Below are 23,356 nucleotides of genomic sequence, written 5' to 3'. Positions count from 1 at the left end.
TGAACTCCGGGTTCGCCGGCATCGACAACCCGCTGTTCTTCGCCGACACCACCTCCATGCTGTTCGGGGACGCGAAGAAGTCGGTCTCCGAGGTCACCGAGGAACTCAAAGCCCTGTAGCCGCCAGTCCTTGCGGCTGAGTCCGGCGCGCGAACATGCCGGACCCAGGGCAACGGCCATCTCGTGGTCCTTCCTCGAATGACTTTGGTCGGTTCTCGAAGAGTCATGCGGTGGCCGCCTTCATTGGGCTACGACACGCCGGTCAGATTCGGATCCGGTCCGTACACATAGATGATGGATACGGCCGCGGGGTGACGTGACCCGGTCGTACACCGACGCCCCGATGTGGGGACTGTCTTCCGGTGGATCTGTCCGTCACCTCGTGGCTGCGCACCGACCGGGCAGGCATGACTTGATAGGGCTTGACTTCGGCAGTCTCGTCTATGTGCTGTCTGCCCGCCCCGTCGGTGCGTGTCCACACCGATCGAGGGAAGGGCATCATCTGTGGGCACCGATTACGAGAGCAAGATCAGCGTCTGCGGGGGAATCGACACCCACAAGGACACCCATCACGTCGCCGGTCATCGACGAACACGGACGGCCACTCGGTGACCGCGAGTTCGGCGCCACCGGCGCCGGCTACCGCAAGGTCATCGATTATCTTCGCGGATTCGGCGTCGTCGTCGCGGTCGCAGTGGAGGGCACCGGCAGCTACGGCGCCGAACTGGCACGCATACTGCGCCGTGCCGGGATGACCGTTCTCGAGGTCGCCCGGCCCGACCGCCGTGCACGCCGTCTGCACGGCAAGTCCGACCCGCTCGACGCGCTCCAGGCGGCCGTCATTGCACTGTCCGGGCGCGGGCTGGCGACCCCGAAAGACCGCGACGGGCTGGTCGAATCGATGCGGATCCTGCTCACCGAACGGTCCTCGGCGCAAGGCGCGAGGCGTGGCGATGAACCAGATCCATGCTCTGCTGGTGACCGCACCGGAACACATCCGCGTTACCTACCGAAATCTCGGCAACGTGAAACTCGTTGCCGCACTGTCTCGATCACGGCCGATTCCCGGTCAGGGCCCGGAGCAAACCCTCCGCGGCCCTGTGAAGCGACTGGCCGTGGCCATCAGCAGCACACGTCCGACATCGATGGCATCGACTCCCGGCTCGGTGAGCTGGCCGTCCAGGTCAACCCGGCCCTATTGCAGCTGCCCGGCGTCGGTCCTCTCGTCGCCGGCCAGCTTCTGGTCGCCTGTGGTGACAACCCCGAACGACTGAGCAGCAGTTCGCCGCACTGTGCGGAACTGCACCCATCCCCGTCTCGTCGGGTAAGCATCAGCGGCACCGGCTCTCCCGGGGCGGTGACCGCACCGCCAACTCCGCGATCCATCGCATCGTGCTCGTGCGGATGTCCGCCGGTGACACACGTACCGTCGACTACATTGCGCGACGCACAGCGGAGGGCAAGTCCGAGCGCGAGATCATCCGCTGCCTCAAACGCTTCGTCGCGCGCGAGGTTTTCAAGATCATCGGAGAATCCGCTGCCAGTGAATAGCGGCACAGGCCGACTTCGCCAACGTCGCCGACTACTGGCCATCCCGATCACCACGTTGGCAACCGCACTCGCGGTTCCCTACCAGCGCATACGACGTCTGGAGATCGGGCAACGCCTCGACCCCGATCTCGCCGCCACCTACTCGCGGTGGCTCACCGACCGCGAGCACAAGTCCAGCTCCCTCTGCCTGGCCGACACGGCTTGACAGCAATATGAGCATCCATCCTCATGGACGCAAACCGAATTACGTGTGAGCGATTGCCAGATTCTCCAGGCCCGGCGTGGAGCCCGAATCTGCTGGTTCGCCTCCCGGGAAGCGACGCTGGCATCAACTCGATTGAGCCCCGGCCAGAACTGCCTTTCTGTGCGCAGTTCGCCGAACCGCAGTAGGAACGCGGGAGAAGGTACGACGGTGTTCCTGCGAAACCTAGCCGTGCTGCGGACTATCCTGAGTGAAGGATGTCGAGGTGGTGCAGGCCTATGTCGGGCGACCCGTCGGCCACGCAGCGCGAGCCGGATATCGTGGTCGAGTTGGCCGCTGCCGGTTTCGGCGAGGCCGTGGAGATCGGACGCGGGGGTTTCGGGGTCGTGTACCGCTGCCTGCAGAGCGACCTCGACCGCACGGTCGCGGTCAAAGTACTCACCTCCGATCTCGATCCCGAAAACCTGGCCCGCTTCGTGCGAGAGCAGCGAGCGATGGGGCGGATGTCCGGACACCCGCACATCGTCGACCTCTATCAAGTGGGGGTCACCGGTAAGGGGCGCCCCTTCCTGGTGATGCCGTATCACGCCCACGGGTCCCTGGACGCGCAGATCCGTCGGGCGGGGCCGTTGGGGTGGGAGGAGGTTCTGCGTCTCGGTGTCAAGATCGCCGGGGCTCTCGAGACCGCCCACCGCGGCGACACCCTGCACCGCGACGTCAAACCCGCGAACATCCTGCTGACCGACTACGACGAGCCGCAGCTCACGGACTTCGGTATCGCGCGGATCGTGGGTGGGTTCGAGACGACGAGTGGGTCGATCACTGGTTCGCCGGCGTTCACCGCGCCCGAGGTACTGGAGGGGCGACCCCCGACGGTTGCCTCGGACGTCTACGGCCTCGGAGCCACACTGTTCTGCGCACTCACCGGCCACGCCGCGTTCGAGCGGCACAGCGGTGAGCACCTCGTCGCCCAATTCCTGAGAATCTCGTCAGCGCCTATACCTGACCTTCGTGACGGCGGTATCCCAGACGACGTCTGCGCCGCAGTCGAGCACGCGATGACGCGGCAAGTGGACGAGCGACCTGCCGACGCTGCCTCATTCGGCAACCACCTTCGCGAGATCGAAGGCCGCCACGGCCTCCTCGTCGATGCCATGCAGATTCCAACGCAGGTACATCTCGCGCACCTGGATCGGGACGCGGACGAACAGGCGGCACCTGCACCGCATCAGCGCCCTCCAAACGTGGCGCATGCGAGGCGAACACCGCCGCCCTCAGCCGTAACGAAATTCCGTCCGCCCACAACCACCCGGCGCCTCGTACGCCGCCACCGCCTCCTTGACATGCTCCGAGACTGCGGGGACAGTCGGCTTGTTCTCGTCCACGGCCCTGCGGGCTTCGGCAAGAGCAGTCTCGTTGCGCAATGGAGAGACGAGCTCCTGAGCAATGGCATCGCGGTGGCGTGGCTGACAGTCGACCAGGACGACAACAACGAGGTGTGGTTCCTCTCGCATCTCGTCGAGGCGATCGGGCGAGTGCGCTCCGAAGTCGTCAGCGAACTCGGCCAGGTCCTCGAGGAGAACGGACGAGCAGTCGAACGCTTCGTACTGATCTCGCTGATCAACCGACTGCATGACAGCAATGAGCCTTTGGTCATTGTGATCGATGATTGGCACCGAGTAGAGGCAGCCGAAACAATCTCTGCGCTGGAGTTTCTACTCGACAACGGCTGCCACCATCTAAGGTTCGTCGTTGCCAGTCGAAGCCGGACGGGCCTGCCGCTCAGCCGAATGCGCGTGCACGATGAGCTACAGGAGATCGATGCAACGTCGCTCAGTTTCGACGTTGAAGAATCCCGAGAATTCTTCGCGGACCGATTACTCACGCCCCTGGCGGATTCCGACATCGAGCTTCTACAAGCGTCGACTGACGGGTGGATCGCAGCACTGCAACTGGCGGCGCTGACACTACGGGAAGGACCTCAGGCGGGAGGGAGCACCGAATATGCTGGACCATCACAAGCCTTACTCGAGCAATTCCGCAGCGGGACGGACACACTGGACGAGTATCTCGCCGAGAACGTCCTCGATGTGCTCGAACCTGAATTGCTCGATTTCCTTCTTGCTACCGCCGTTCCAGCACGCGTGTGCGGAGAGCTTGCGTCGACGCTTACCGGAGTCTCGGACGGCCAGGCCGGCCTAGACAATGTCGTAGCCCGGGATTTATTCCTCGGACGCTCTGGCGATGACCGCCGGTGGTACCGGTATCACCACCTTTTCTTACGAGTCCTCCGCCAACGACTCGAACGAGACGACCCGAGACGAATGGCACGGTTACATCGGATAGCATCCGAGTGGTTCCAGCAACGACATATGCTGGGCGAGGCGCTCGATCACGTTCTGGCCGCCGGAGACCAGGCATCAGCAGTTGCACTGTTAGAAGCGGACAGTCTGTATCTCCTGAGTCGTTCGCAGATGTCGACGCTCCTCGCCCTGATCGCTAAACTTCCAACCGATCTAGTTGCAGCAAGCCCACGTTTGCAACTTGCGACCGGGTGGGCGAACGCAGAGCTACAGCAGATCGATATGGCGCGGGAGTCACGCCGTCGCGCCCTCGTACTGCTCGGCGTCATCGACTTACCGGCTGATCGTCGAACCCAGATGCGCGTCGAAGCCAACGTTCTGTTGGCTGGCATCGAGAGTGCACTCGACCACACGGCCGGTGTCAAGGATCTCGTCGCAGAATGTTTGGAACACGCAACCGATCATCCTCCCTTTGTTGTCTCGATGGCAGCTCTCATCGACACCATTGTCGATGTCTACGAATTCCGGTTTGATGACGCCTACCTCAGACAGACTTGGGCGGCTCCGTATCACAGCCAAGCGGTAGGTCCCTACGCCGTCGCCTACGGATACTGTTACGCCGGGCTCGCGAAGGCAGAACAGCTTGAAATTGTCGCAGCCGCGAAACAGTACAACCAGGCATTCGACCTCGTACAGCAAGCAGGCAACGCCCAGTCCCATCACGCCCGTCTGACTCGCGCTCTCATAGCCGAGGTGCACTATCTGCAGAACAGAATCTCCGACGCTGAGGCGCTACTGAGTGAGACCTCCAACGTGATGACGCTAGGCGGTTCGCCGGACTTCATGATCCGGCATTACTGCCTGAATGCGCGGATTCTCGCACTTCGAGGTGATCGGGCAGGTGCTGCGAACGAACTCGACGCCGGTGTCGAGACCGCTGACTCATTGTCGCTTCGGCGACTTCGATCCGCTGTCGATACCGAACGGGTCCGAATCGGCTTGTCACCGCGCCCGGGATTTGTTCCAGCAACCCGACGATTCGAACCAGCGCAGGCCTGCGGAATCGAGCAGATGACCTCCCAGCTCGAGGACGAGGCCGCCATAATTTTGCTCACAAAAAGTGGTAACCGCGAGGAGATGGGACTTGCCTGCGACTGGGCCGAAGATTGGGTTGATGCGCTCACCGGAACTGGACGCGAGCTGGCACTGCTCTACGCCACCCGGCTGTTGGTGACGTGCCTTTGGGCGGCGGATCGCAAGACAGACGCCAAGGCGGCGATCATCCCTCTAGCGCTCAAATGCGCTCGACACGGGCTTGTCCGGTTGCTCCCTGATGGGGGCTCGCATGTTGTCGAAGCCTTCTCTGCGCTGTGCGACGAGAAACCTTCGCTGTTGACCAAGAGCTTCATAAACGAGGTCACGTCCGCCGTGGTGCTCGGCTGAGGTACGTGCCACCTATGGCCGCCTCGGCGAACCCGGCCTGGCTGTCGGCGTGTGGATCCGGTGTCGATCGACACCGTCGGAGATTCTCGTGAGTGACATGCACCACATACAGATATCGATCAAGCACTTCCGTTTGCTTGAGACCTGGTGATACTTGGCTCCCAGTCCGCGAACATGTGTCAGATTGGGACATTCGTTTGATCGCTGGGCCACGAGACTCTGTTTGCACAAACAAATCGCGATGTGCCTATCGCGGCAAGGAGACGATGTGGGTACTCGTGCATGCATTCGTGTCCACAGTGGCTGCCAGACTCACCGTTCGAAATCGCACCCTTCGAGAGTCATTATTCCGCTTGATATATCGGGTCAATACTCTAACCGCGCGGCTTTCCAGAGGGCTCTACTGGAAGTTCCGGCCACGCAGCTTGCGTGTGAAGCTGACCTCTCTCAGACATTTCCCAGTCGACACCAGCGTCCGCACGAGCAGCGGGCATAATCGATGCAGACCCGTCATACCCAGCCGTTGCTTGCCTGCACACAGCCTCACCTAGAGAAGGACGACCGTGCCCCAACTACTGCTCATCGATTCGTCGGCAGACGTACATTCGTCGACCAGCCGAGAACTCACCGCCCGGTTCGCCTCCGAATGGTCCACATTCGGGCCCGAGAATTCGGTGATAAGGCGCGACTTACACGCCAATCCCCTGCCGCATATCCCTACAGACGAGTTACACTGGGCACCAAGGCTTCGCAATCCTGAAAGACCCGTACCGGTCGAGGCGGATGAACTTCAGCGCGAACTCGTCGAGGAACTGATCGAGTCCGACGTGGTCGTGATTGGTGCCCCAATGTACAACTGGTCGATTCCTTCGGCGCTCAAAGCATGGATTGACTACATCCATGTACCCGGAACCACCAGTACGTTCGATTCCGTGACGGAGCCGTTGGCGGGCAAGCCTGCGATTGTGGTGACCAGCTGCGGAAACCAATACGGCCCTGGGACCCCCGAGGAGTTGGTCGATCACCAGATACCACCCCTTCGGCAAGTGCTCGCGGTGGCTTTAGGTATGGACGTGACGTTTGTTCGCGCCGAGCTGACTCTCGCGTCACGAGTCCCCCCTATGGCGTCTTGGATCAACGCTTCACAAGCGAACAAGGCAGCCGCCCACCGAGAGGTCGTTGCTCTGGCGCAGCGGTTCGGTAAACCACGTGGCTGATGCTTGTTCGCACCGTGACGAGTCTCCGACACAGACTGAGCGAGCGTAGTTTGGTCGGTCTGTGTCGGGGACTCACGGAGTTTCTGATCAGTCCAAATGGCGGATGAACAGTCTGACGCGTGCACACTGTTACCACTCATGGGTTTTCCCCGATCGCACGACCAAGCCTCGCCGACCGTTGTCGTCTGGTCCTGACCGCCTTTCGGCTTTGCGCGCCTCTCTTTCAATCACGGTGGCGACCGATCGGCAGGCGATCGTGGACTCAATTCGAAGGCTACAGATGTACGGCGAGCCTGACCGACAAGCAACCACCTCGGAGATCATGGCTGCAGACCGTGGTCTTCTGCGGAATTCAGCAAGTTGGTGTACGAGTCGGAAAAGACGTTACCGGCGTGTCGTAGCCGGAAGTGGGCGGTCACCGCGTGACTGGCTTAGAGCTACAAAGTCGCCTCGGAGCGCGCGATAACCACGACCACGATATCGACCTGCACCAGATTCTGAACGACCGGCTCACCGACGCCAACCCCGACCTGCTCCGCAACTTGCTGTCCACGTTCATGGACGCGCTGATGGGTCTGCCACGGCCAAGAGCCGGTGCGGGGTCGTTTTGTTTGGTGAACGTTCCGAAGCCCCGCACCAACATCCGAAAGACCAACCGCCACCGCGCCTTCGGCACCCACTTCCCCGAGCGTCGTCACGAGTTCGATGTCCGTGACCGAGGCTATCTATGATGGCCCACCGACGGTTCGTTGATAGAGCACTGCTGTCACCTCAAGGGCGCCAACGGTCAGGCTTGACTGCACGATGGCACGGGCTGGAAGGACTGAACCAACTCGTGTTTTGTAGAGTCGATCAAACTCCGCGGCATTCGTCGGGTCAGACAGATAGACGGTCACGTTTACAGCGTCCCCGAGCGATAGTCCCGCGGCCGCAGCTATGGCCTCAAGGTTGTCGAGGACGGCACTTGCCTGCTCACCGAAAGGTACGTTGAGCAGTCGGTCGCCATTGGCGAGTCGCGGCGTCTGCCCCGAGATGAAAACGAACTCGCCAGCCGCCACAGCCTGGTTGTACGTGCCGGCAGGAGAGGCCGCGAGGGCGGTGTGTATCGCGCGAGGCGCATCATACGAAGCTCCTCGCACCTGGTCGATCCCCGTCACGAGTTGCCTCCGTTTGCTGTGTTGCAGCCTGCGTTCCGACGAGCGGTCGCAGGCATTCTCGTTCTGCCGTTACGTTCCAATTTGTCCTCACTGTTCTCGGGTCGTGGTCCTTGACTGGGTAAGCAGGGAGGGAAGACGCTTGGGGATGCGCGCCGTGCTCATTACTGGGCCGGACTGCTCAAGGCCACTGACTTCACTTCAGTGAACTCGCGAATGCCCCATACACCGAGCTCACGACCGTAGCCGCTCCGCTTCATGCCACCAAATGGCAGCCTGGCATCGGACGCGACTACCGAATTTACAAACACCATGCCAGCGTCCACCCGTGCGGCAACGGAGCGACCGCGCTCGATATCTGCCGTCCATATCGATGCACCGAGACCGTAGCGGCTGTCATTTGCAAGTTCGATCGCAGCCGCCTCGTCCGATGCCCGGATTACTGCGGCCGCGGGACCGAATGTCTCTTCTCGGAACACCCGCATTTCTCGGGTCACGCCGGTCAGAACGATCGGATCTACGTACGCACTGCCTTCTTCACGGAATCCGCCGGTCAGGAGCTCGGCCCCGGCGGCGATGGAGTGCTCAACCTGTTCTTTGAGTTCGCTCGTGAACTCTGTGCTTGCCATGGGTCCAAGTTGAGTTCTCGGATCGAGTGGGTCGCCGATGCGTAGCCTCATCACTTCGTCGACCAGCGCCCTCTCGAACTCATCAGCCACACTTTCGAGCACGATGAACCGCTTTGCGTTGGTACACGCTTGCCCACAGTTGTGAAATCGCGCCTGGGTCGCCGCCGCTGCCACGGCTCGAACATCTACATCGTCGAGTACGATGAAGGCGTCGGAACCTCCAAGTTCCATAACCGATTTCTTCAGTTCTCGTCCTGCGATGGCAGCGACGCTGATGCCGGCGAGTTCGCTTCCGGTCAGTGTCACACCCTGAACGCGCTCATCAGACAAGATCCCCTCGACGGCCTGGGACCCGACCAGCAAGGCCTGAAACACGCCCGTGGGCAGGCCTGCCTCTTCGAAGACCTCCTGAATCAAGAGTGAGCACTGAGGTACGTTCGATGCGTGCTTCAACAGCACGGTGTTGCCGGCGAGCAGCATCGCCGGCGCGAATCGGAATACCTGACCGAACGGGAAGTTCCATGGCATTACTGCCAAAACGGTGCCTAGTGGCTCGTAGTGCACCCAGTTTTCCAGTTGGCCTCCTTTGAGCTTCTCGGGGGCAAGTAGCTCCTCGGCGTGATCGAAGTAGTAGTCGCAGTTCGCCGCGGCCTTCTCCACCTCCGCACGCGACTGGGTGATGACCTTGCCCATCTCTAGAGTGGCAATGCGCGCCAGCTCTTCCTTGCGCGAGCGCAGCACCTCTCCCACCTTGAGCACCTTGTGCGCGCGTTCCGATAACGAGGTTCGTCGCCAGATTTCGGAGGCGGAGTTTGCCCGAGCAAGAGCACAATCGACGTCGCCTGGGGTGGCGGCGCGAAGACGTATGAGTTCTTCACCGGTCGCCGGGTTGACGGAGCTTATTGTCATGGCATATCCCAATCAGTGTCAGCTCGCGAATACTGTTGATGCACCTGCGGATTCACTCACTCATCCCAGACCGGCGAAAGATTGAAGCCCGGAAGCACCAGGTGCCCGGCGTCGATGACGAGTTGATGGCCTGTCACGTGCCGTGCTTCATCGGATGCGAGCCAGATCATTCCATCCGCGATCGCCTCCGGTGGCAATACAGTTCCGTTCCGCAGGGCCACCCAATTTCGCACTCCGCGGATGTAGTCTTCGCGGGTTCCGTCAGGTCGGCCCGCGACGCGGTCGTAACCCTTCTGGTTGTTGTTCATAAGCGTGTCGACGGGGCCCTGCACGATGGCGTTGCATCGCACGCCATACGGTGCGAGTTCCAACGCTGCTGCCTTCATTATGCCCAGCACGCCGTGCTTGGCGGCAATGTAGTGCATGAAATTCGTTCCGCCCTCGACACCGTTCATCGAAGAGCTGAAGATCATGACACCGCTCTTTGCCTCGCGCATCGTCGCGGAGACCGCCTTGGCGGCGCGCCAAGCGCCGGTGCAATTGATCTCCATCTCGTCGCGCCACTCCTGTTCGGTAATTTCCCAGAAGGGCTTGAAGTCGACGATGCCGGCGTTGGCGACGAGGACGTCGATGCGCCCGAACGTGTCGAGCGTTTCCGCTACCGCGGCGTCAAGGTCGCCTTGGTCGCGTACATCGGCAACGGCCGACAGGCACCTTCTGCCTGTCGCCTCGACAGCCTTGACAGCATCTGCAAGGTCATCCTTGGACGCGAGGGGGTATGCAAGGTGGTCCAGCGAGGTGCAACTGTCGACCAACATTATGTCCGCGCCCTCGCGAGCGAACTTCTCGGCGACAGCTCTACCCTGTCCCCGTGCTCCGCCGGTGATTAGGGCGACCCTTCCCTTGAGGCGTTCCATTCGATTTTCCTCCTCCGCTACGCGCGACGAGTGCGCGCTGTTCTGAATAGGTAAGTCAGCCGATTCTCTGTGAGCTCTCGAAGATCGCGCCTATGCACAGGTGGCTCTGAAAAGACCAGGCGCATCGATGTGTGCGAACACTGGCTTCGTGGCGCGCAAGTGCGCACCGTCAATATTGATACGCGACCTCTGCTTAGAGGTCGGCTTCCCTGCCCTCGACAAAGCGACCGTTGTGCACGCCATCGGCGGTCTCACGACTGAGGCTCGGCCCGAGGAGCTCGACGATGTAGTGCGTGCTGACCGTGTCGCCGACGTTACGGATGAAGTGTGGCGGCAGCCCCTCTGCCCCAACTTCACGGTAGTAGACAAAGCCTTCATCGGACGGCTGTCGCAAAGGCTCCGAGTCCGATCCGTCAAGGAGGGTTGCCTCGATCAGACTCGGGTTCGCGTAGACAAAGACGTGGTCGTACTTGTGGATATGCACCTGGCATGCCTCGCCGGGGTCAAGCCTCATCCGCCAAACCCGCAAACGCTCATTCTCGAACAGAACATCGGTGCCGACATTGGTGCTAATTTCTTGAGCGGTCACTAAGTGTGCCTCCTAGGTATGGATCCAATAGGTGGGTATCGGATCAGATAAGGGTATGATTTGGATCCTAACAATCCTCGTGGTAGCGAGGAAGCCCTTTAGAGAAATAGAGGACGAATATGAAAGCACCGAACTCATCCTCAGACCGATTGGCCGACAGTTCGTTACAGCAACCTGTCGCGGATGAGATCGCGGACGAGTTGGGTCGCCAGATCGTCGACGGTCGTATTCCGATTGGCACCTGGCTGCGCCAAGACGCCGTCGCTGCGCAGTTCAATGTGAGTCGCCAACCGATTCGCGAGGCGTTCCGGTCGCTCCAGGGGCAGGGCATCATTGTGCTGCATCCACGTCGCGGCGCCCTCGTTCAGGGGACGTCTGCGCGCGAGATCAGAGACGCGTGCCTCGTCCGCGCAGAACTAGAAGGGTATGCCGCGGAACTTGCCGCCGAGCACGCCCACGAGACCGACATCCTTGCTTTACGTGAATCCATCAACCTCTTCAGGTCCTTGATCGAGGGTTACCTTGCCGACGAGATCGACGAAAGTACCGCGGCGGCGGATTGGCGCGAGGCCAATGAGAAGTTTCACCGAACCCTGCTCAACGCGGCCGGGAACAACCAGCTGCGCCAAAGCATTGATGACCTCTCGCGCCGACTACCACGCAATATGACGTTTCGAGCGATCGGGCGCGACAGCCGACGCCTCCACGAAAATCTCGAGGAGCACATCGCCATTGCGGACGCCGTCGAGCGACACAACGCCCCAGTTGCCAGGGAACATGCACGGCAACACCTTCGCCGCGCCGCGGAACTCATCTCACGCTGGTACGAGCGCACCGTTGCCAGCGCTACTGCGCAGTAGTCCACCAGCGCACCTTGCCTAACTCATGCCGGTGAGGCCAGAGCGAATCCAAAGGGCCCGGCCTTACCAACCGGGCCCTCTTCGTCTATCCGTAGACGTAATCGGGGCCGAAGGGCAGTGCCCCGCCCTCAACATGACCACTGCCAGCTTCAATGATGAGCTTCAGAAGCGGTTGGGTGTCGAGGTAGTAGTACTCAATCGACCCAGCAATTCGCCCTTCCATCATCACATCGGCCCCGTTGGCAGCGAAGCGTTCCTTCAGCTGCCGGGATTCCTCTGGATCATGCACCGATACTGCGACGTGGTGGATGCCCTCGCCGTGCTCCTCGAGCCATTCCTTGTAGATGCTCGGTCCTGTCAGTGGCTCGATCAGTTCGAATCCGATCCCATTGACCTCGCATTCAGCGTGTCGCATGGTGTATTCGACACTCTCGCCACGCAATCGAGTGTTGTCATGGCGCGGGGGCTCATGGCTGTACACCTTCCAGGGACCCCAACCAAGCAAACTGCTGTACTGCTTCATCGTCGCGTCGAGATCGCGCACAACGAGTCCGATCTGGCACAACTCCATCGGCTTACCCAGCAAACCCTTAGCGGCTTCTTCGGCCGTGGTCGTCATCTCCATGTCTCCTGCCTATCTCTGTCATCGTCGCGATGTTTCTCTCGGTCCAGGCTGAGCGCACTACCCCACGATCGCGATCGGTCTCACCGGCGAGGCCGTCCCTCCCAGCATCTTGAGGGGCGTGGCCACGAAGAGGAAGTCCCTGTCAACCAGCTTGTCGAGATTGTTGAGCTGCTGGACCATGACGACGCCGGCGTTCTGGAAGATCGCGTGCGTCGGCCACCACCACTGGCCTGGGTCGTCGATTCCGATGATGTCGGTTGCGAACACCTCGATACCCCTCGCGACCAGCCATTCGGCGGTGTCGGTCGGGATATAGGGACGCTCCGTTTCGAATCCTTCTTCGCCCCAGTTCTCGCATGTCCCGGCCCAGGCGATAACGGCCCATTCGGATCCGATCGGTTCACCCTTCTTACGTTCAATTTCCTCGAAGTCACTGATCGTGATGGGCTCGCGGGCTTTCTTGTCGCTGAAGTCGCACAAATATCCCGGTCGGACCATCGATGTGACAGGAATCTGATCGATAGTCTTGCCTTGCTTGTTCCAGCTGAATGGTGCGTCCATATGGGTGCCGCAGTGTTCGCTCAAAAGCATCATCTTCTGGGAGTATTCCATTTTTCCGGCAGTCTCAAGACTGGTTGTTTCGTGCGTTTGCGTGGGCCAGAAGGCCACCATGTTCGCTCCCAGATTGCGCATGCCAGTATAGAGCGGCTGGCCCAGGTCGATGATCTCTTTCGGCTCAATCATATTGTTCTCCCATTCTTTTCGTCTGACACTTCTATGCGAGGTCGGCGCAACCGTCAGTCACTGGTCGCTTCCCGCCGTCGAGCGAGCTGCGATAGCACCACTGCCGCTACCAGCGCGCCGCCGTAGAAGAGGGACTGGACATAGCTCTGCATTCCAAGAAGTTGCAGTCCGGTGATGCCGGTGACCAGGAAATAGACTGCGATAAGCGAGCCCCAGGGATTGAATCTGCCGGGAATGATTGCGGTTGCACCCAAGTAGGCAGCGGCAAAAGCCGGAAGCATCTGCTGTGTTCCCGATGTCGGGTCGGCAGCACCAGACAGGCCCGCATAAAGGATGCCGGCAAAGGCACTGATCAACCCGGAGGCAACGAACGAACCCCACCTGATCCGGCCCACGTTGATTCCGGAGAGTCGGGCGACGGCCCTTCCCCGTCCGACAACGAGCATCCGGCGTCCGAGCGGAGTGAACTCAAAGATGTACCACAGCACGACGCAGAGCGCCACGGCGTACCAGAAATTCACGGGGATACCGAGAAAGGTCGTGATGATGACCCAATCGGAGAGTAGGTGATCGATTCCGGTCACTGTGTCGGAGTTGCTGATCCACAGTACAACTCCGGCGATAAAGGTGCCAGACCCCAGAGTGACGATGAAGGCGTCGATTCCGAAGAACAAAATGAGTGAACCGTTGACGACTCCGATCAAGAGTCCGGTCGCGAGTGCTACCAGAATCGCGGCGCCGATCGGCAGTCCATGGTTCACGTTCAGAACTGCAACGAGCATGGCGGACAGCGTCATCGTGCTGGCGATGGAAAGATCAAAGTCGCCGGTACTGAGCGGGATGATCAGTCCGAGCGTCAGGACTGCGATCATTGCCTGCGATCCGAAGATTGTCGAGAAGTTCGTTGTTGTCGGGAAGATCGCCGACGTCGCTGGCAGGATGGAGAAGAACACGATCACGAGCAGCCATGCCAGAACAAGTCCGAATCGATCGATCACGCTACCGACGGTTGGACGCGTCGACCTCAGTTCTTCTTGGTTATTCTGCACTGCAGCGCTTTTGGGTACACCTTCGTGCTTACTTTGGGGCGGGGCGGTCATGTCCTCGACCTTTTCAGTCATCGTGCACTACTCTCCTCAGTCGGGGTGGAAAAGGCATCTGCTGAGGTGGCCGACAACGCCAGGTCGAAACACCGCTGAGATATCTGTTCCTTGCTCAGCTGACCGCCTACCAGTTCGTCGAGGATCTGTCCCCGGCTGAAGATGAGAACCCGATCGCAGACGTCAGCTAGCTGTTCGTGGTCATTACTGGCACAAAGCACTGCGGTGCCGCTACTTGCGGCTTGACGGATCAGTCCGAAAATTGTTTGGCGGGCGCCGATATCCACGCCGATGGTGGGCTCGTGGAGGAGCAGCAATGACGGCTCCGTCAGTAGCCACTTCGCCATGAGCGCCTTTTGCTGATTCCCACCCGAGAAGTTCGAGTACCGAAGCTTGGGATCACCTGGGCGCACGTCGAACTCGTTGAACAGGCGTCGGCCGTCCTTCAAGATCTCGCGCCGTCGAAGGAAACCTTTCCGGAAGTAGCGTTCGAGCACCTGCATCATCATGTTGTCGAGTGCCGTCAGTGAGGCAATGCTGCCGGTGTTCTGGCGGTCAGCGGGCAGCAGCGCCATGCCCAGGCGAATCGCCTTCGGGGGTGCCATCCGAGTCAGCGCGTGCTTGCCCACGCCGATGCTGACGACTCCATCCTCGCACTTCTCTGCTCCGAAGATGAGGTAGGGAACGTCCTCGAAGCCGGCGCCGATCTGGCCTGTCAGGCCAAGCACCTCGCCCTTCCCGACGGTGAACGACGCGTTCTTGACGCGCCCACCGTGAAGCGAGTCCACTACTACACTGCCGCCTTCATGCTGGACCGTATGCGGATTTCGATGCGCTCGATCGACTTTGATGAATGTGCGACCGATAATCATCTCCACGAGGGCGGTCTCGGAGGTCTCCCGAGTCACAGCGGTGCCTACCGTGTACCCGTCCCGGAGGACGGTCACCCGATCGGTATGCGCCCGGATCTCATCGAGGTCGTGGGAGACGAGGAGGATTGAGCCGCCGGCGGATGCGATCGTGCCCACGAAGTCGAAAAGGCGGACACGGTCCGGGTTGGAAAGAAATGCGGTGGGTTCGTCGAGCACGAGAAGGGCGCGGTTTGATCCGACCTCGTGGAGTCCTTCGATGGCTCGCACGATTGCCAGAAGTGCACGCTCGACCGGTTGGAGCGAGGTGACCTTCGCGGTCGGGTCGAGGTTGAGCCCGTGCTTGGCGAAGAGGGCGGCCGCACGCTTCCGCTCGTCCTTCCAGGATACGAACCACCTGTTTCTCGGCTGCGCTATCCGATCGAGTCGCAGATTTTCAACGACGGTCATCGACGGGACAAGACCCAGGTCCTGATGGACGAACTCGATACCTAGAGAACGGAACTTGCCAGCAGGCAGAGGGAGGCTGACTGGCACACCATGCACTTCCAGCTCACCCGAGTCTGGAGTGTGAAAACCGGCCAACACTTTGATAAGCGTCGACTTTCCGGATCCGTTCTCACCGAGCAGGCCATGTACCTCTCCCGGTGCGATGGTTAGATTAACGTCTCGCAGTGCATAGGCGCCGCCGAAGCTCTTCGTCACATTTCTAAAGACGAGCGCTGGACATTCGGCTTCCGGACCGTCAACCGTCTGGCTAGATCCTGTCCCCATGACATAATCTCCTGGTCTGTGTGTGCTCGCGGACAGGGCCGATGTGCGGTGACGGTCCGGGCCGAGCGCGTTCAATTAGTTCTGGAGACCCCAAAGGCTCCGGTAACCGTCTATGTATTCCGAGGCCGATCCGTAGCCCTCGGTCTGCGACACCGGAGTACCTGCGTCAGCGAGGTTCGAAGCATCCCATACCCGCAACGGAGTGTTGTGGTTCTTTAAAGGATCATTGCCTGTCAAGACACGCAGTGCCTGGTCGATATTTGCGTACCCGAGCCAACCGAGGGGTTCACCTACATCCATCACGAGCGGCCTGCCATCCTGAATCATCTGCATGATGGGCGCTGAGCCGTTGTAGGACAAAATGTCTGAGGTAGCGCTCCGCGCCGTCGCCATGATCGCTGCCTCGGCGAAAGTCACTCCGTAGTCGTAGTTCGGCGCGATGACGTTGACCGTTGGATCCGTAGTCAACGCTGACTGGAGTTCACCTCTCGCTTCTGTGGCCCATCTACTGTAGGGCAGCCCGAGCACCTTCACGTTGCAGGTGTCCGGACAGTATTTGCCGAGCTCCTCGTTCCACGCATCGGTGATGAGCTGGTCTGCAGGAGTGACGTCGTTTGCGGAAAGTAGAACAGCGTTTACACTACATTTTGTGTGCGCAATCGCGTAGAGCGCAGGTAAGGTCCCAGCGCCCATCTTGTGGTTGGCAGGCACAATTCCGGCTAGATCTGGGATTGCCTGCAACTGCGCGTCCACATCTTCGACGTCGAACCTATGGGTGCTGATCACAGGAATTCCCGCTGCTGTCGCCGCTTGCAATTGGGGTCGAAGCATCAACGGGTCGGGCGATCCGTGAAGCAGTATCAAATCTGCACGAGCGTTGATGCCGGCCGTCATGCCAGAGACCCACTCCGAGGGCGATCCCTGTGTCGAGTAGACCTGCAGGTTCACGCCGGCGGCCTTTGCGGCCTCCTCCTCAGCAGCTACGGTGAGTTTTGTGTGCGTGTCAGTACTGTTCAACGGGACGACGAAGATGGTTTTGCCGACCGCCGATGACGTATCGAAGGCGGGGCCCGGGGCCTCGAAAGTCGGCGCGGCTTTGTACTCTCCGAGGCGGGCGTTCACTTCCTCCAGTACTCCAGGCGAACACCTGTCCTGCCCCCCAGCTGCATTAGGGCCCTGGTCTTGTCGTCCGCATCCAGAGGCAAGTGCACCGATGGCGGCGAGGGCGGTACAGAATGCGGCAGTTTTACGGAATTTCATGGATCGATCCCTCCGGACCTTGGTTTCAAGTACCACGCGCTGACACAACACTGACCCGTCGATACTTAGAGGGTTGTTCGGCTGCAGATCCGCTAGACGCGCCCCCGCGAGTTCGTCTTAGCAGTCTGTGTCGACAGACCCGATAGTGTCGAGCTCGCTCCTCGAACTCCGTACGCAGAGCAGTCGACGCGCGCACAGTCGATGAAGGTCAGAGTGTGCGCCAGGTCGTGAACTGCGACACTACCTTTGGTCTACGTGTTCCCGGACACGATTATTAGAACTTAACCTAAAGGATCCGAACATCGCAAGATGGGATCCTGAAAAATTTTTGCCAGCCAAAATCCTTGTGGATCAATCCGTTTTGGGTTTAGGATCCAATCTTATGCGATTGGATCCTTCAAAACTTGACGTTCCGAGATTTCGATTTTCTCCTGGTCGCGGCCCGGCCACGGCGGCGTCCGCAATGGCGGCGACAAGCCAACCCAGCGCCACTCTCGCCGCCCTGGAGGTACTCCGGCGAGGTGGCAACGCGGTCGACGCCGCCATCACCGCCGCTGCCGTCCTGTGCGTTGCAGAGCCGTACGCGACCGGAATCGGCGGGGATGCGTTCGCGATCGTGTACGCCGACGGCAAGGTGCACGCGTTAGACGGTGCAGGCCCCGCTCCCCTCCAAGCACCGACACTGCCCGTACCAGTGGCCGGCGCAAACTCCTCGGTCGTTCCAGGCGCCGTGTCCGGTTGGGAGGTCCTCAGCAACCGATTCGGGCGATGGGGGCTGGACTCCTGCCTTACGGCCGCGATCGACATAGCGACTAACGGTGTTGCCGCAGGTATGCATTGCTCCAACACCTGGCGCCACTCGAAGCGGGCGCCAGAGGAATTCGGCCGCCCCCCTGCGGTCGGTGAGGTCTTCCAACTACCAGAGCTAGCACGTTCCCTGCGGACCATCGCGGAAGGCGGCGCGGGCGCCTTCTACCGCGGAGACATCGCAAGATCTATCGCCGACGTGACCTGGCTGGATGAAGCCGACTTGGCAGATTACGCAGGTGCCCAATGGGTCACGCCCATGAAGGCGCGCTATCGAGGCATCGATGTACTTGAACTTCCGCCACCGACCCAAGGCATCGCTGCGCTCCAGGGTCTTGCCCTGCTCGACAAACTCGAGCCCACCCTCGTCAACACAGTCAGATGCGTGAGCCTGGCTCTCGAAGACGCGTTCGCATCTACACGCGACGGTGCCGATGTGAGGCATTTGCTTGAGGAGGATTACCTCTGCGGACGGCTCGCTGCCAACATCCGTCTTCAGCCTGAAATGGCGGGCGGAACCACCTACCTTTGTGTAGTCGACGACGATGGCATGGCGGTGTCGTTCATCCAGAGCCTCTTCGAAGGCTTCGGGTCCGGTGTCGTCGCACCCAAAACCGGCATCCTGATGAACAACCGCGCGAAGTGCTTCAGCATTGAGGGGGAGGTCGTCCCAGGACGCCGTCCGTACCACACGATCATCCCGGGCATGCTGATGGAAGGCGATGAGCTACGTGGTCCCTTCGGGGTGATGGGCGGGTACATCCAAGCGCAAGCGCACATCCAGCTGGTCTCGGCTTTGATCGACGACGGCCTCGATCCGCAGGCCGCCCTCGATCGCGCTCGTTTCCGGACCGACACCGGCACGGTACAACTTGAGGAAGGTTTATGGGACCGAGCGGAGGAGCTCGAAGTCGAGGGATTTAGAACGATGTTGGACAAGAACCGGGGGAACTTCGGTGGAGGCCAAGCCATCATGATCGACAACGGCCGAATTCTGGGAGGATCCGACCCTCGCAAGGACGGATTCGCCGCCGGCTTCTGACACTCGCACCGAACGGTCTACCCGAGGGCTCGTGTCCCGACAACCGCCACTTGGTGATAGGTCGACGCCTCTGTTGTATCCGCTTCAACACCGGACGACATTGGCCGCACCGGCGGTCTCGTTCACCCAATTGGGGGAGACCGCCCGGCGCGGGTTGTCAGGACCAACCTGGTGGTGGGGGCGCGGCCAGCATCCCGACACCGCTCGGTCCACAGCGCGGCGAGTAACAGTCGGAATGAACTGGCTCGCACCCTTGCGAGTCCATGCCTCCTACCCCAGATGGAGTGGTGATCGAGACCCCTTTTTCGTCCTATTTGGCATGAACCGAATCCGACTATGCCCGGTTCTCACTGGACTTACGGGGCACCGTGGTCACGAGCGCGGGCCTCGTCGGGCCAGCATCCGTTGGCGTGACGAGAAACGGTCGGGACCCAGCCATTCCATGTGGGGTTTCGGCTTTCCTTCCACGGCAGCTAGCGCCACAAGTCGGGCGGTGACCGGGGCAAGTATCATTCCCCACATACCGTGGCCTGCGGCCACCGACAGATTGCCAACGAGGCCTGAGGTGCCAACTATTGGAACGCCATCCGATGTACACGGTCGCTCACCAGCCCACCGATCGATGACCGGCTGATCTCGCAAGGCGGGCAGAACAGTGAGAGCAACCTGCCGCAATAGCTCTCCCCTACTGTCCTTGGCGAGCCGACTCTCCTTACCAAACTCAATGGAGCCGCATATGCGTACCCGATCGCTGAGCGGCGTCACAACAATTCGGTGTTCCTTGATGCGCACCGGCCGCGAAGGGCCGCCGAACTTGGGCTTCTCAACGTCAACCACGTAACCACGACCTCCGCGCAACGGAAGCCGCAGGCCAACCTGTCCGGCCAATGCAGCTGTATCCAGACCGCCTGCCAACACCACATGGTCTGCACGAATCATGCCATCCGATGTAACGAGACCCTCTACGTGGCCACCGTCGACAAGCACGCGCTCCACATTGACACCGAGACTGATCTCGGCCCCGTGGTGAGCAGCGTCGTCGAGCATCGCCGCGATATAACCCCGGCTCTCAACGATCCACTCCTCCGAGTCATATGTCGCGCCGACAACGCCTTCGATCGACGGCTCGAGTTCCTGCAATCTATCCAGGGTCAGCGCCTTATGGGACGGTTTTGGTGAGCTGCGAAGATACACGTCGACAGCACCCGACTTTCTCAGGTCGGTGAGACCGTCGGCTGCTAACTGGAGGTGAAGTTCGGTGCTCACTTTCGCCAACTCCGACAGCCGAGCGCTTGCCAGTTTCGCGCCTCGCGTCGACGACAGGAGCCTTCCCATCCAGGGAATGAGAGAGACCTCAGGAGTGACCCGGACTGCGGGTGGTCGCCGGAGCATTTGGATAGGTGCTTCTCGCAATAGCGTCGGGGTGGCAAGCGGCGTGACATGGTGCGGGGCGACGATCGCAGCGTTTGCGTACGAACAGCCGCCGCCGAGCCGTGGGGATCGGTCCAGCACCAGAACGCTCACTCCACGAAGAGCAAGCTCACGGGCGACACTGGCACCGACCACGCCGGCACCGACAACGACGAAGTCGACACGGCGTGAGTTCTGCGAGATGGAGTAATTCATTCTACAACAATAGATTCGGAGTACATCTCGCGCCTCCTCCCAATGGGAGGAGGCGCGGAGGTGGAGCGAAAAGGAGGGCTACCGATGGATGAGTACATCAAGTTGCTACTGGTCGAGGACCATCCTGTGACCCTTCGTGGCCTCCAGGCGATCTTCTTGGAGCGCAGCGGCATCGAGGTGAGTGGATATGCAAGCAGCGCGCGCGAGGCCCTGAAGTCGACGGTGCTGCTCCACCCAGACGTTGTTGTCTTACCTATCAGATTGGGAGGCACCCGTAGTGGCATCGAGCTCTGTCGGTCAATCAAGAGCGTATGCACAGCGAAAGTAGTGGTCTTTACTTCGTTCACACGCAACATCGACATCCAAGTTGCGATACTTGCCGGTGCTGATGCGCTGATCAGCAAGGCCACCGAACCGGAGGAACTGGTCGATGCGCTGCAACTGGTGGCCTCGGGGCGCCGGGGACTGCTACTGGGGCAACGCTTCACGCCTCTGGTTGATACCAGGCGGTTGATCTCCACGGAAACGCTCACCCACCGTGAGAATGAGATACTTCAACTGGTGATGGAGAGTCACAGCAACCCGACGATTGCGTCTCGGCTGGGAATCGAGGTGTCCACAGTGAAAACCCATATGCGGAACATCCTGCGGAAACTAGGCGTGGACACGCGACGCGACCTACTCGCCGATACCTGGTGAGGCAATCCGGTCGTCGATGACGAACGATTGTTACCTGCAGTGACTCTTGAATCGAACGAGGCCGTTTGGGATATCGAAACCTCGCAGTGAGTATCGGCTGCAGGAAGGTTGTTCGCCTGACACCCGCCTTTCGGATCCGGGGAATTTGCAACTGGGACGCTTCGCGTGGAGGACGCATGCAACCGCGACATGCCTGGCTGCGAACTTTCAACTGCACGCGCCAGGGCGTTTGATCAGTCTCGGGTGCAGACCACACCACCGCATAAACGGAGACTACCTCGCGAGATGAGGGCCCACCGACGGAGGAAAGCACGGTGAACCTGGCAACTCTCCCGAGGAACCAGCGAGGTAGCGATTCGTCACAAGCAATCTGAGATTCGCCTTCAACATCCTATCCCTCTAGCACACAATCGGTTTCGTCGGAAAGAACACCATCGAGTACTGCCCCTGCGGCACGGTGGCCCGAACACGAGTTTCGCTGCAGATATAGATCATCTGATGCGAACGGTGTGCCGTTCGAGCCGGTCCCGGTCACCCATGTCGGGCGGTCCGGCGATGCTCTCGTACGGCACTCCCCAACGGATCGCAGTGGCGTGCGAAAGTTTATCGAATTGTTCGCCATCCAGCCGAACGTCGAGGGACGCCATGTAGGAGTCGAGTTGCTTCATCGTGCGCGGTCCGATCAGAGTCACCACCGTCGTTGCTGATCGGCGGGCGAACTCACGCTGCCAGGCCACGGCAACAGCTGCTGGCGGTACGCCGATCTCGTCCGCGACCTCGACAACAGCATCGAGTGCTGCGGTTTTCGCCGGGCTGTCCTCTCGATACACAACGTCCGGAAGTGATGTTTGGCGACCGACAGCCGCCCCTCGATACTTTCCCGTCAGCAGGCCCCCGCCAAGCGGAGAGTAAAGCGCGACTCCAAGTCCGAACGCCTCAGCCATTGGTATCAGCTCCCGCTCCGCAGTGCGCTCTACGAGACTATGCTCGACCTGTATGCCTACCAACGGTGACAACCCCCGAAGTTCCGCGATAGTCTGGCCCCGCGCCACACGCCATGCCGGGAAGTTCGAAACACCAGCGTAGAGCACCTTCCCCGAGCTGACGAGATCATCGAAGGACCGGATGATCTCGTCGATTGGCGTGACGCCATCATCGTAGTGGACCCAGAAGAGGTCCAGGCGATCTGTCCTCAAATTGCGCAGGCTTTTCTCAACCGACTGCACCATAGCGCGACGGCTGTTCCCGGCCGCAGACACGTGCGTCTTGCGGCCGCTTCCGCGACCGAACTTGCTGGCGAGAACTAAATGGTCCCGCTCGGACGTGATACAACCCGCCAGCACCTTTTCTGCTTCACCATCCTGGTAGTTAGATGCAGTGTCGATGAAGCAACCTCCGGCCGAGGTGTAGCGGTCGAAGAGTTGCCGGGCCCCGTCGGGTCCTGCGCCAGATCCACAAGCTGTGCCGAAGTTCGCCGTGCCAAGGGCAAATTCGGAGACACGCAGTCCGGTAATACTGCCAAACGTACTGTACTGCATCACTCTCCAGTCAATTCGATCGAGCGGGGATCTTCCGACCTGTCGCATGGATGTGGGCACACCCCCACCAGCTACGCGACGCTCGGACACGAGCGTCCCGAATTGAACGCTCTCCGAACTCCACTAGGATAGTAATGGATCCCTAGCCGTTTCGATAGGATCCAATATGTGCGGAGTCAAATTGCATCGAATCGACGCACACTCTGACAGCGAGACCCGAGAAGATACTCAGATGCGATCAGCTGAACCGCTCAGTGCGGCCAACCCGCGCTGACTTGGGTAATACCTAGGCGGTACTTCTCGGCCGGCGATCCAACTCGGCACTTTGGTACCAGGAACGCCGCCCGTCACGGCGCGCCCACCCTCCAGAACAGGATCTGGTCGCCAGCCGCGATAGGTTCGAGTGCAGGCACTGTGGCCTCCTAGAAGTTGATTCTCCGACCACGCATCTGCGGATTGCTCTTAACGGTATTGGTGCTGACTGCGGGCGAAGTGTGTC

At 60.4% G+C, this 23,356-nt stretch carries 20 protein-coding genes and 2 pseudogenes; 11 read left to right on the top strand and 11 right to left on the bottom strand.

Annotated elements, in window-relative coordinates:
* The 8 genes and pseudogenes from QM841_RS42325 to QM841_RS42290 all read left to right on the top strand — a co-directional run.
* Nucleotides 1–119: NAD(P)(+) transhydrogenase (Re/Si-specific) subunit beta (locus QM841_RS42325; RefSeq protein ID WP_283336693.1), on the top strand; the 119-nt coding region annotated here is incomplete at its 5' end.
* Nucleotides 120–342: 223 nt separating this feature from the next.
* Nucleotides 343–873 (top strand): annotated as a pseudogene (locus tag QM841_RS42320) (IS110 family transposase); the annotation flags it as partial.
* Nucleotides 874–1,289: 416 nt separating this feature from the next.
* Nucleotides 1,290–1,355: pseudogene (locus tag QM841_RS42315) on the top strand (hypothetical protein); the annotation flags it as partial.
* 36 nt (nt 1,356–1,391) lie between these two features.
* Nucleotides 1,392–1,550: a hypothetical protein gene (locus QM841_RS42310; protein ID WP_283336694.1), complete on the top strand. Its 159-nt coding sequence runs from the start codon at nt 1,392–1,394 to the stop codon at nt 1,548–1,550.
* The gene (locus QM841_RS42305) at nt 1,543–1,755 is read left to right on the top strand and encodes a hypothetical protein (RefSeq protein ID WP_283336692.1); all 213 of its coding nucleotides are present in this window, start codon (nt 1,543–1,545) and stop codon (nt 1,753–1,755) included. Before QM841_RS42310 ends, QM841_RS42305 begins: the two co-directional genes overlap by 8 nt.
* Nucleotides 1,756–2,030: 275 nt before the next feature.
* The gene (locus tag QM841_RS42300; protein WP_283336691.1) at nt 2,031–5,498 is read left to right on the top strand and encodes a serine/threonine-protein kinase; all 3,468 of its coding nucleotides are present in this window, start codon (nt 2,031–2,033) and stop codon (nt 5,496–5,498) included.
* Nucleotides 5,499–6,061: 563 nt separating this feature from the next.
* The gene (locus tag QM841_RS42295; protein WP_283336690.1) at nt 6,062–6,715 is read left to right on the top strand and encodes an FMN-dependent NADH-azoreductase; all 654 of its coding nucleotides are present in this window, start codon (nt 6,062–6,064) and stop codon (nt 6,713–6,715) included.
* A gap of 407 nt (nt 6,716–7,122) precedes the next feature.
* A complete protein-coding gene (locus tag QM841_RS42290; protein ID WP_283336689.1) occupies nt 7,123–7,446 on the top strand; it encodes a hypothetical protein in 324 nt (107 codons plus the stop codon).
* On the opposite strand, the gene QM841_RS42285 is transcribed toward QM841_RS42290, so the two are convergent.
* The 4 genes from QM841_RS42285 to QM841_RS42270 form a co-directional block, all read right to left on the bottom strand.
* Nucleotides 7,441–7,872 (bottom strand): RidA family protein, encoded by a 432-nt coding sequence (locus tag QM841_RS42285; RefSeq protein ID WP_208328788.1) that lies wholly within the window; start codon nt 7,870–7,872, stop codon nt 7,441–7,443. The genes QM841_RS42290 and QM841_RS42285 overlap by 6 nt on opposite strands.
* A 161-nt stretch (nt 7,873–8,033) precedes the next feature.
* Nucleotides 8,034–9,407 carry an NAD-dependent succinate-semialdehyde dehydrogenase gene (locus QM841_RS42280; RefSeq protein WP_283336688.1) on the bottom strand — a complete coding sequence of 458 codons (1,374 nt, stop codon included), beginning with the start codon at nt 9,405–9,407 and terminating at the stop codon, nt 8,034–8,036.
* A gap of 56 nt (nt 9,408–9,463) precedes the next feature.
* Nucleotides 9,464–10,324 (bottom strand): mycofactocin-coupled SDR family oxidoreductase, encoded by an 861-nt coding sequence (locus QM841_RS42275; RefSeq protein WP_133987892.1) that lies wholly within the window; start codon nt 10,322–10,324, stop codon nt 9,464–9,466.
* Between the two features lie 193 nt (nt 10,325–10,517).
* Nucleotides 10,518–10,913: a cupin domain-containing protein gene (locus QM841_RS42270; RefSeq protein ID WP_133987891.1), complete on the bottom strand. Its 396-nt coding sequence runs from the start codon at nt 10,911–10,913 to the stop codon at nt 10,518–10,520.
* Between the two features lie 119 nt (nt 10,914–11,032).
* Between QM841_RS42270 and QM841_RS42265 the strand changes: the two genes are divergently transcribed.
* On the top strand, nt 11,033–11,773 hold the full coding sequence (locus QM841_RS42265) for a GntR family transcriptional regulator (protein ID WP_283336686.1): 741 nt from the start codon (nt 11,033–11,035) through the stop codon (nt 11,771–11,773).
* 85 nt (nt 11,774–11,858) lie between these two features.
* Here QM841_RS42265 and QM841_RS42260 read toward each other — a convergent pair whose 3' ends face one another.
* The 5 genes from QM841_RS42260 to QM841_RS42240 all read right to left on the bottom strand — a co-directional run bounded on the left by QM841_RS42260 (nt 11,859) and on the right by QM841_RS42240 (nt 17,007).
* Nucleotides 11,859–12,392, bottom strand: a complete 534-nt coding sequence (locus tag QM841_RS42260) for a VOC family protein (protein ID WP_166680821.1) — start codon at nt 12,390–12,392, stop codon at nt 11,859–11,861.
* A gap of 63 nt (nt 12,393–12,455) precedes the next feature.
* The gene (locus QM841_RS42255; RefSeq protein ID WP_133987888.1) at nt 12,456–13,142 is read right to left on the bottom strand and encodes a cyclase family protein; all 687 of its coding nucleotides are present in this window, start codon (nt 13,140–13,142) and stop codon (nt 12,456–12,458) included.
* 53 nt (nt 13,143–13,195) lie between these two features.
* Nucleotides 13,196–14,263, bottom strand: a complete 1,068-nt coding sequence (locus QM841_RS42250) for an ABC transporter permease (protein WP_133987887.1) — start codon at nt 14,261–14,263, stop codon at nt 13,196–13,198.
* Nucleotides 14,260–15,816, bottom strand: a complete 1,557-nt coding sequence (locus tag QM841_RS42245) for a sugar ABC transporter ATP-binding protein (RefSeq protein WP_283336684.1) — start codon at nt 15,814–15,816, stop codon at nt 14,260–14,262. Before QM841_RS42245 ends, QM841_RS42250 begins: the two co-directional genes overlap by 4 nt.
* 144 nt (nt 15,817–15,960) lie before the next feature.
* Nucleotides 15,961–17,007, bottom strand: coding sequence for a sugar ABC transporter substrate-binding protein (locus QM841_RS42240; protein WP_166680819.1), 1,047 nt, complete (start codon nt 17,005–17,007; stop codon nt 15,961–15,963).
* Nucleotides 17,008–17,608: 601 nt separating this feature from the next.
* Here QM841_RS42240 and QM841_RS42235 point away from each other — a divergent pair.
* Nucleotides 17,609–18,994 (top strand): gamma-glutamyltransferase family protein, encoded by a 1,386-nt coding sequence (locus QM841_RS42235; RefSeq protein WP_283336683.1) that lies wholly within the window; start codon nt 17,609–17,611, stop codon nt 18,992–18,994.
* A gap of 372 nt (nt 18,995–19,366) precedes the next feature.
* Here QM841_RS42235 and QM841_RS42230 read toward each other — a convergent pair whose 3' ends face one another.
* A complete protein-coding gene (locus QM841_RS42230; protein WP_283336681.1) occupies nt 19,367–20,620 on the bottom strand; it encodes an NAD(P)/FAD-dependent oxidoreductase in 1,254 nt (417 codons plus the stop codon).
* A gap of 84 nt (nt 20,621–20,704) precedes the next feature.
* On the opposite strand from QM841_RS42230, the gene QM841_RS42225 reads away from it, so the two are divergent.
* Complete coding sequence (locus tag QM841_RS42225) at nt 20,705–21,319, top strand: response regulator (RefSeq protein ID WP_283336680.1); 615 nt, start codon at nt 20,705–20,707, stop codon at nt 21,317–21,319.
* Nucleotides 21,320–21,810: 491 nt separating this feature from the next.
* On the opposite strand, the gene QM841_RS42220 is transcribed toward QM841_RS42225, so the two are convergent.
* The gene (locus tag QM841_RS42220; protein WP_283336678.1) at nt 21,811–22,857 is read right to left on the bottom strand and encodes an aldo/keto reductase; all 1,047 of its coding nucleotides are present in this window, start codon (nt 22,855–22,857) and stop codon (nt 21,811–21,813) included.
* Nucleotides 22,858–23,356: the final 499 nt, after the last annotated feature.

The organism is Rhodococcus sp. IEGM 1307, assembly GCF_030056915.1.
Classification (GTDB): Bacteria; Actinomycetota; Actinomycetes; order Mycobacteriales; family Mycobacteriaceae; genus Rhodococcus_F; species Rhodococcus_F opacus_D.
Note: the sequence above shows the minus strand (reverse complement) of the source record. Positions and strands in the feature narration are given on the sequence as shown.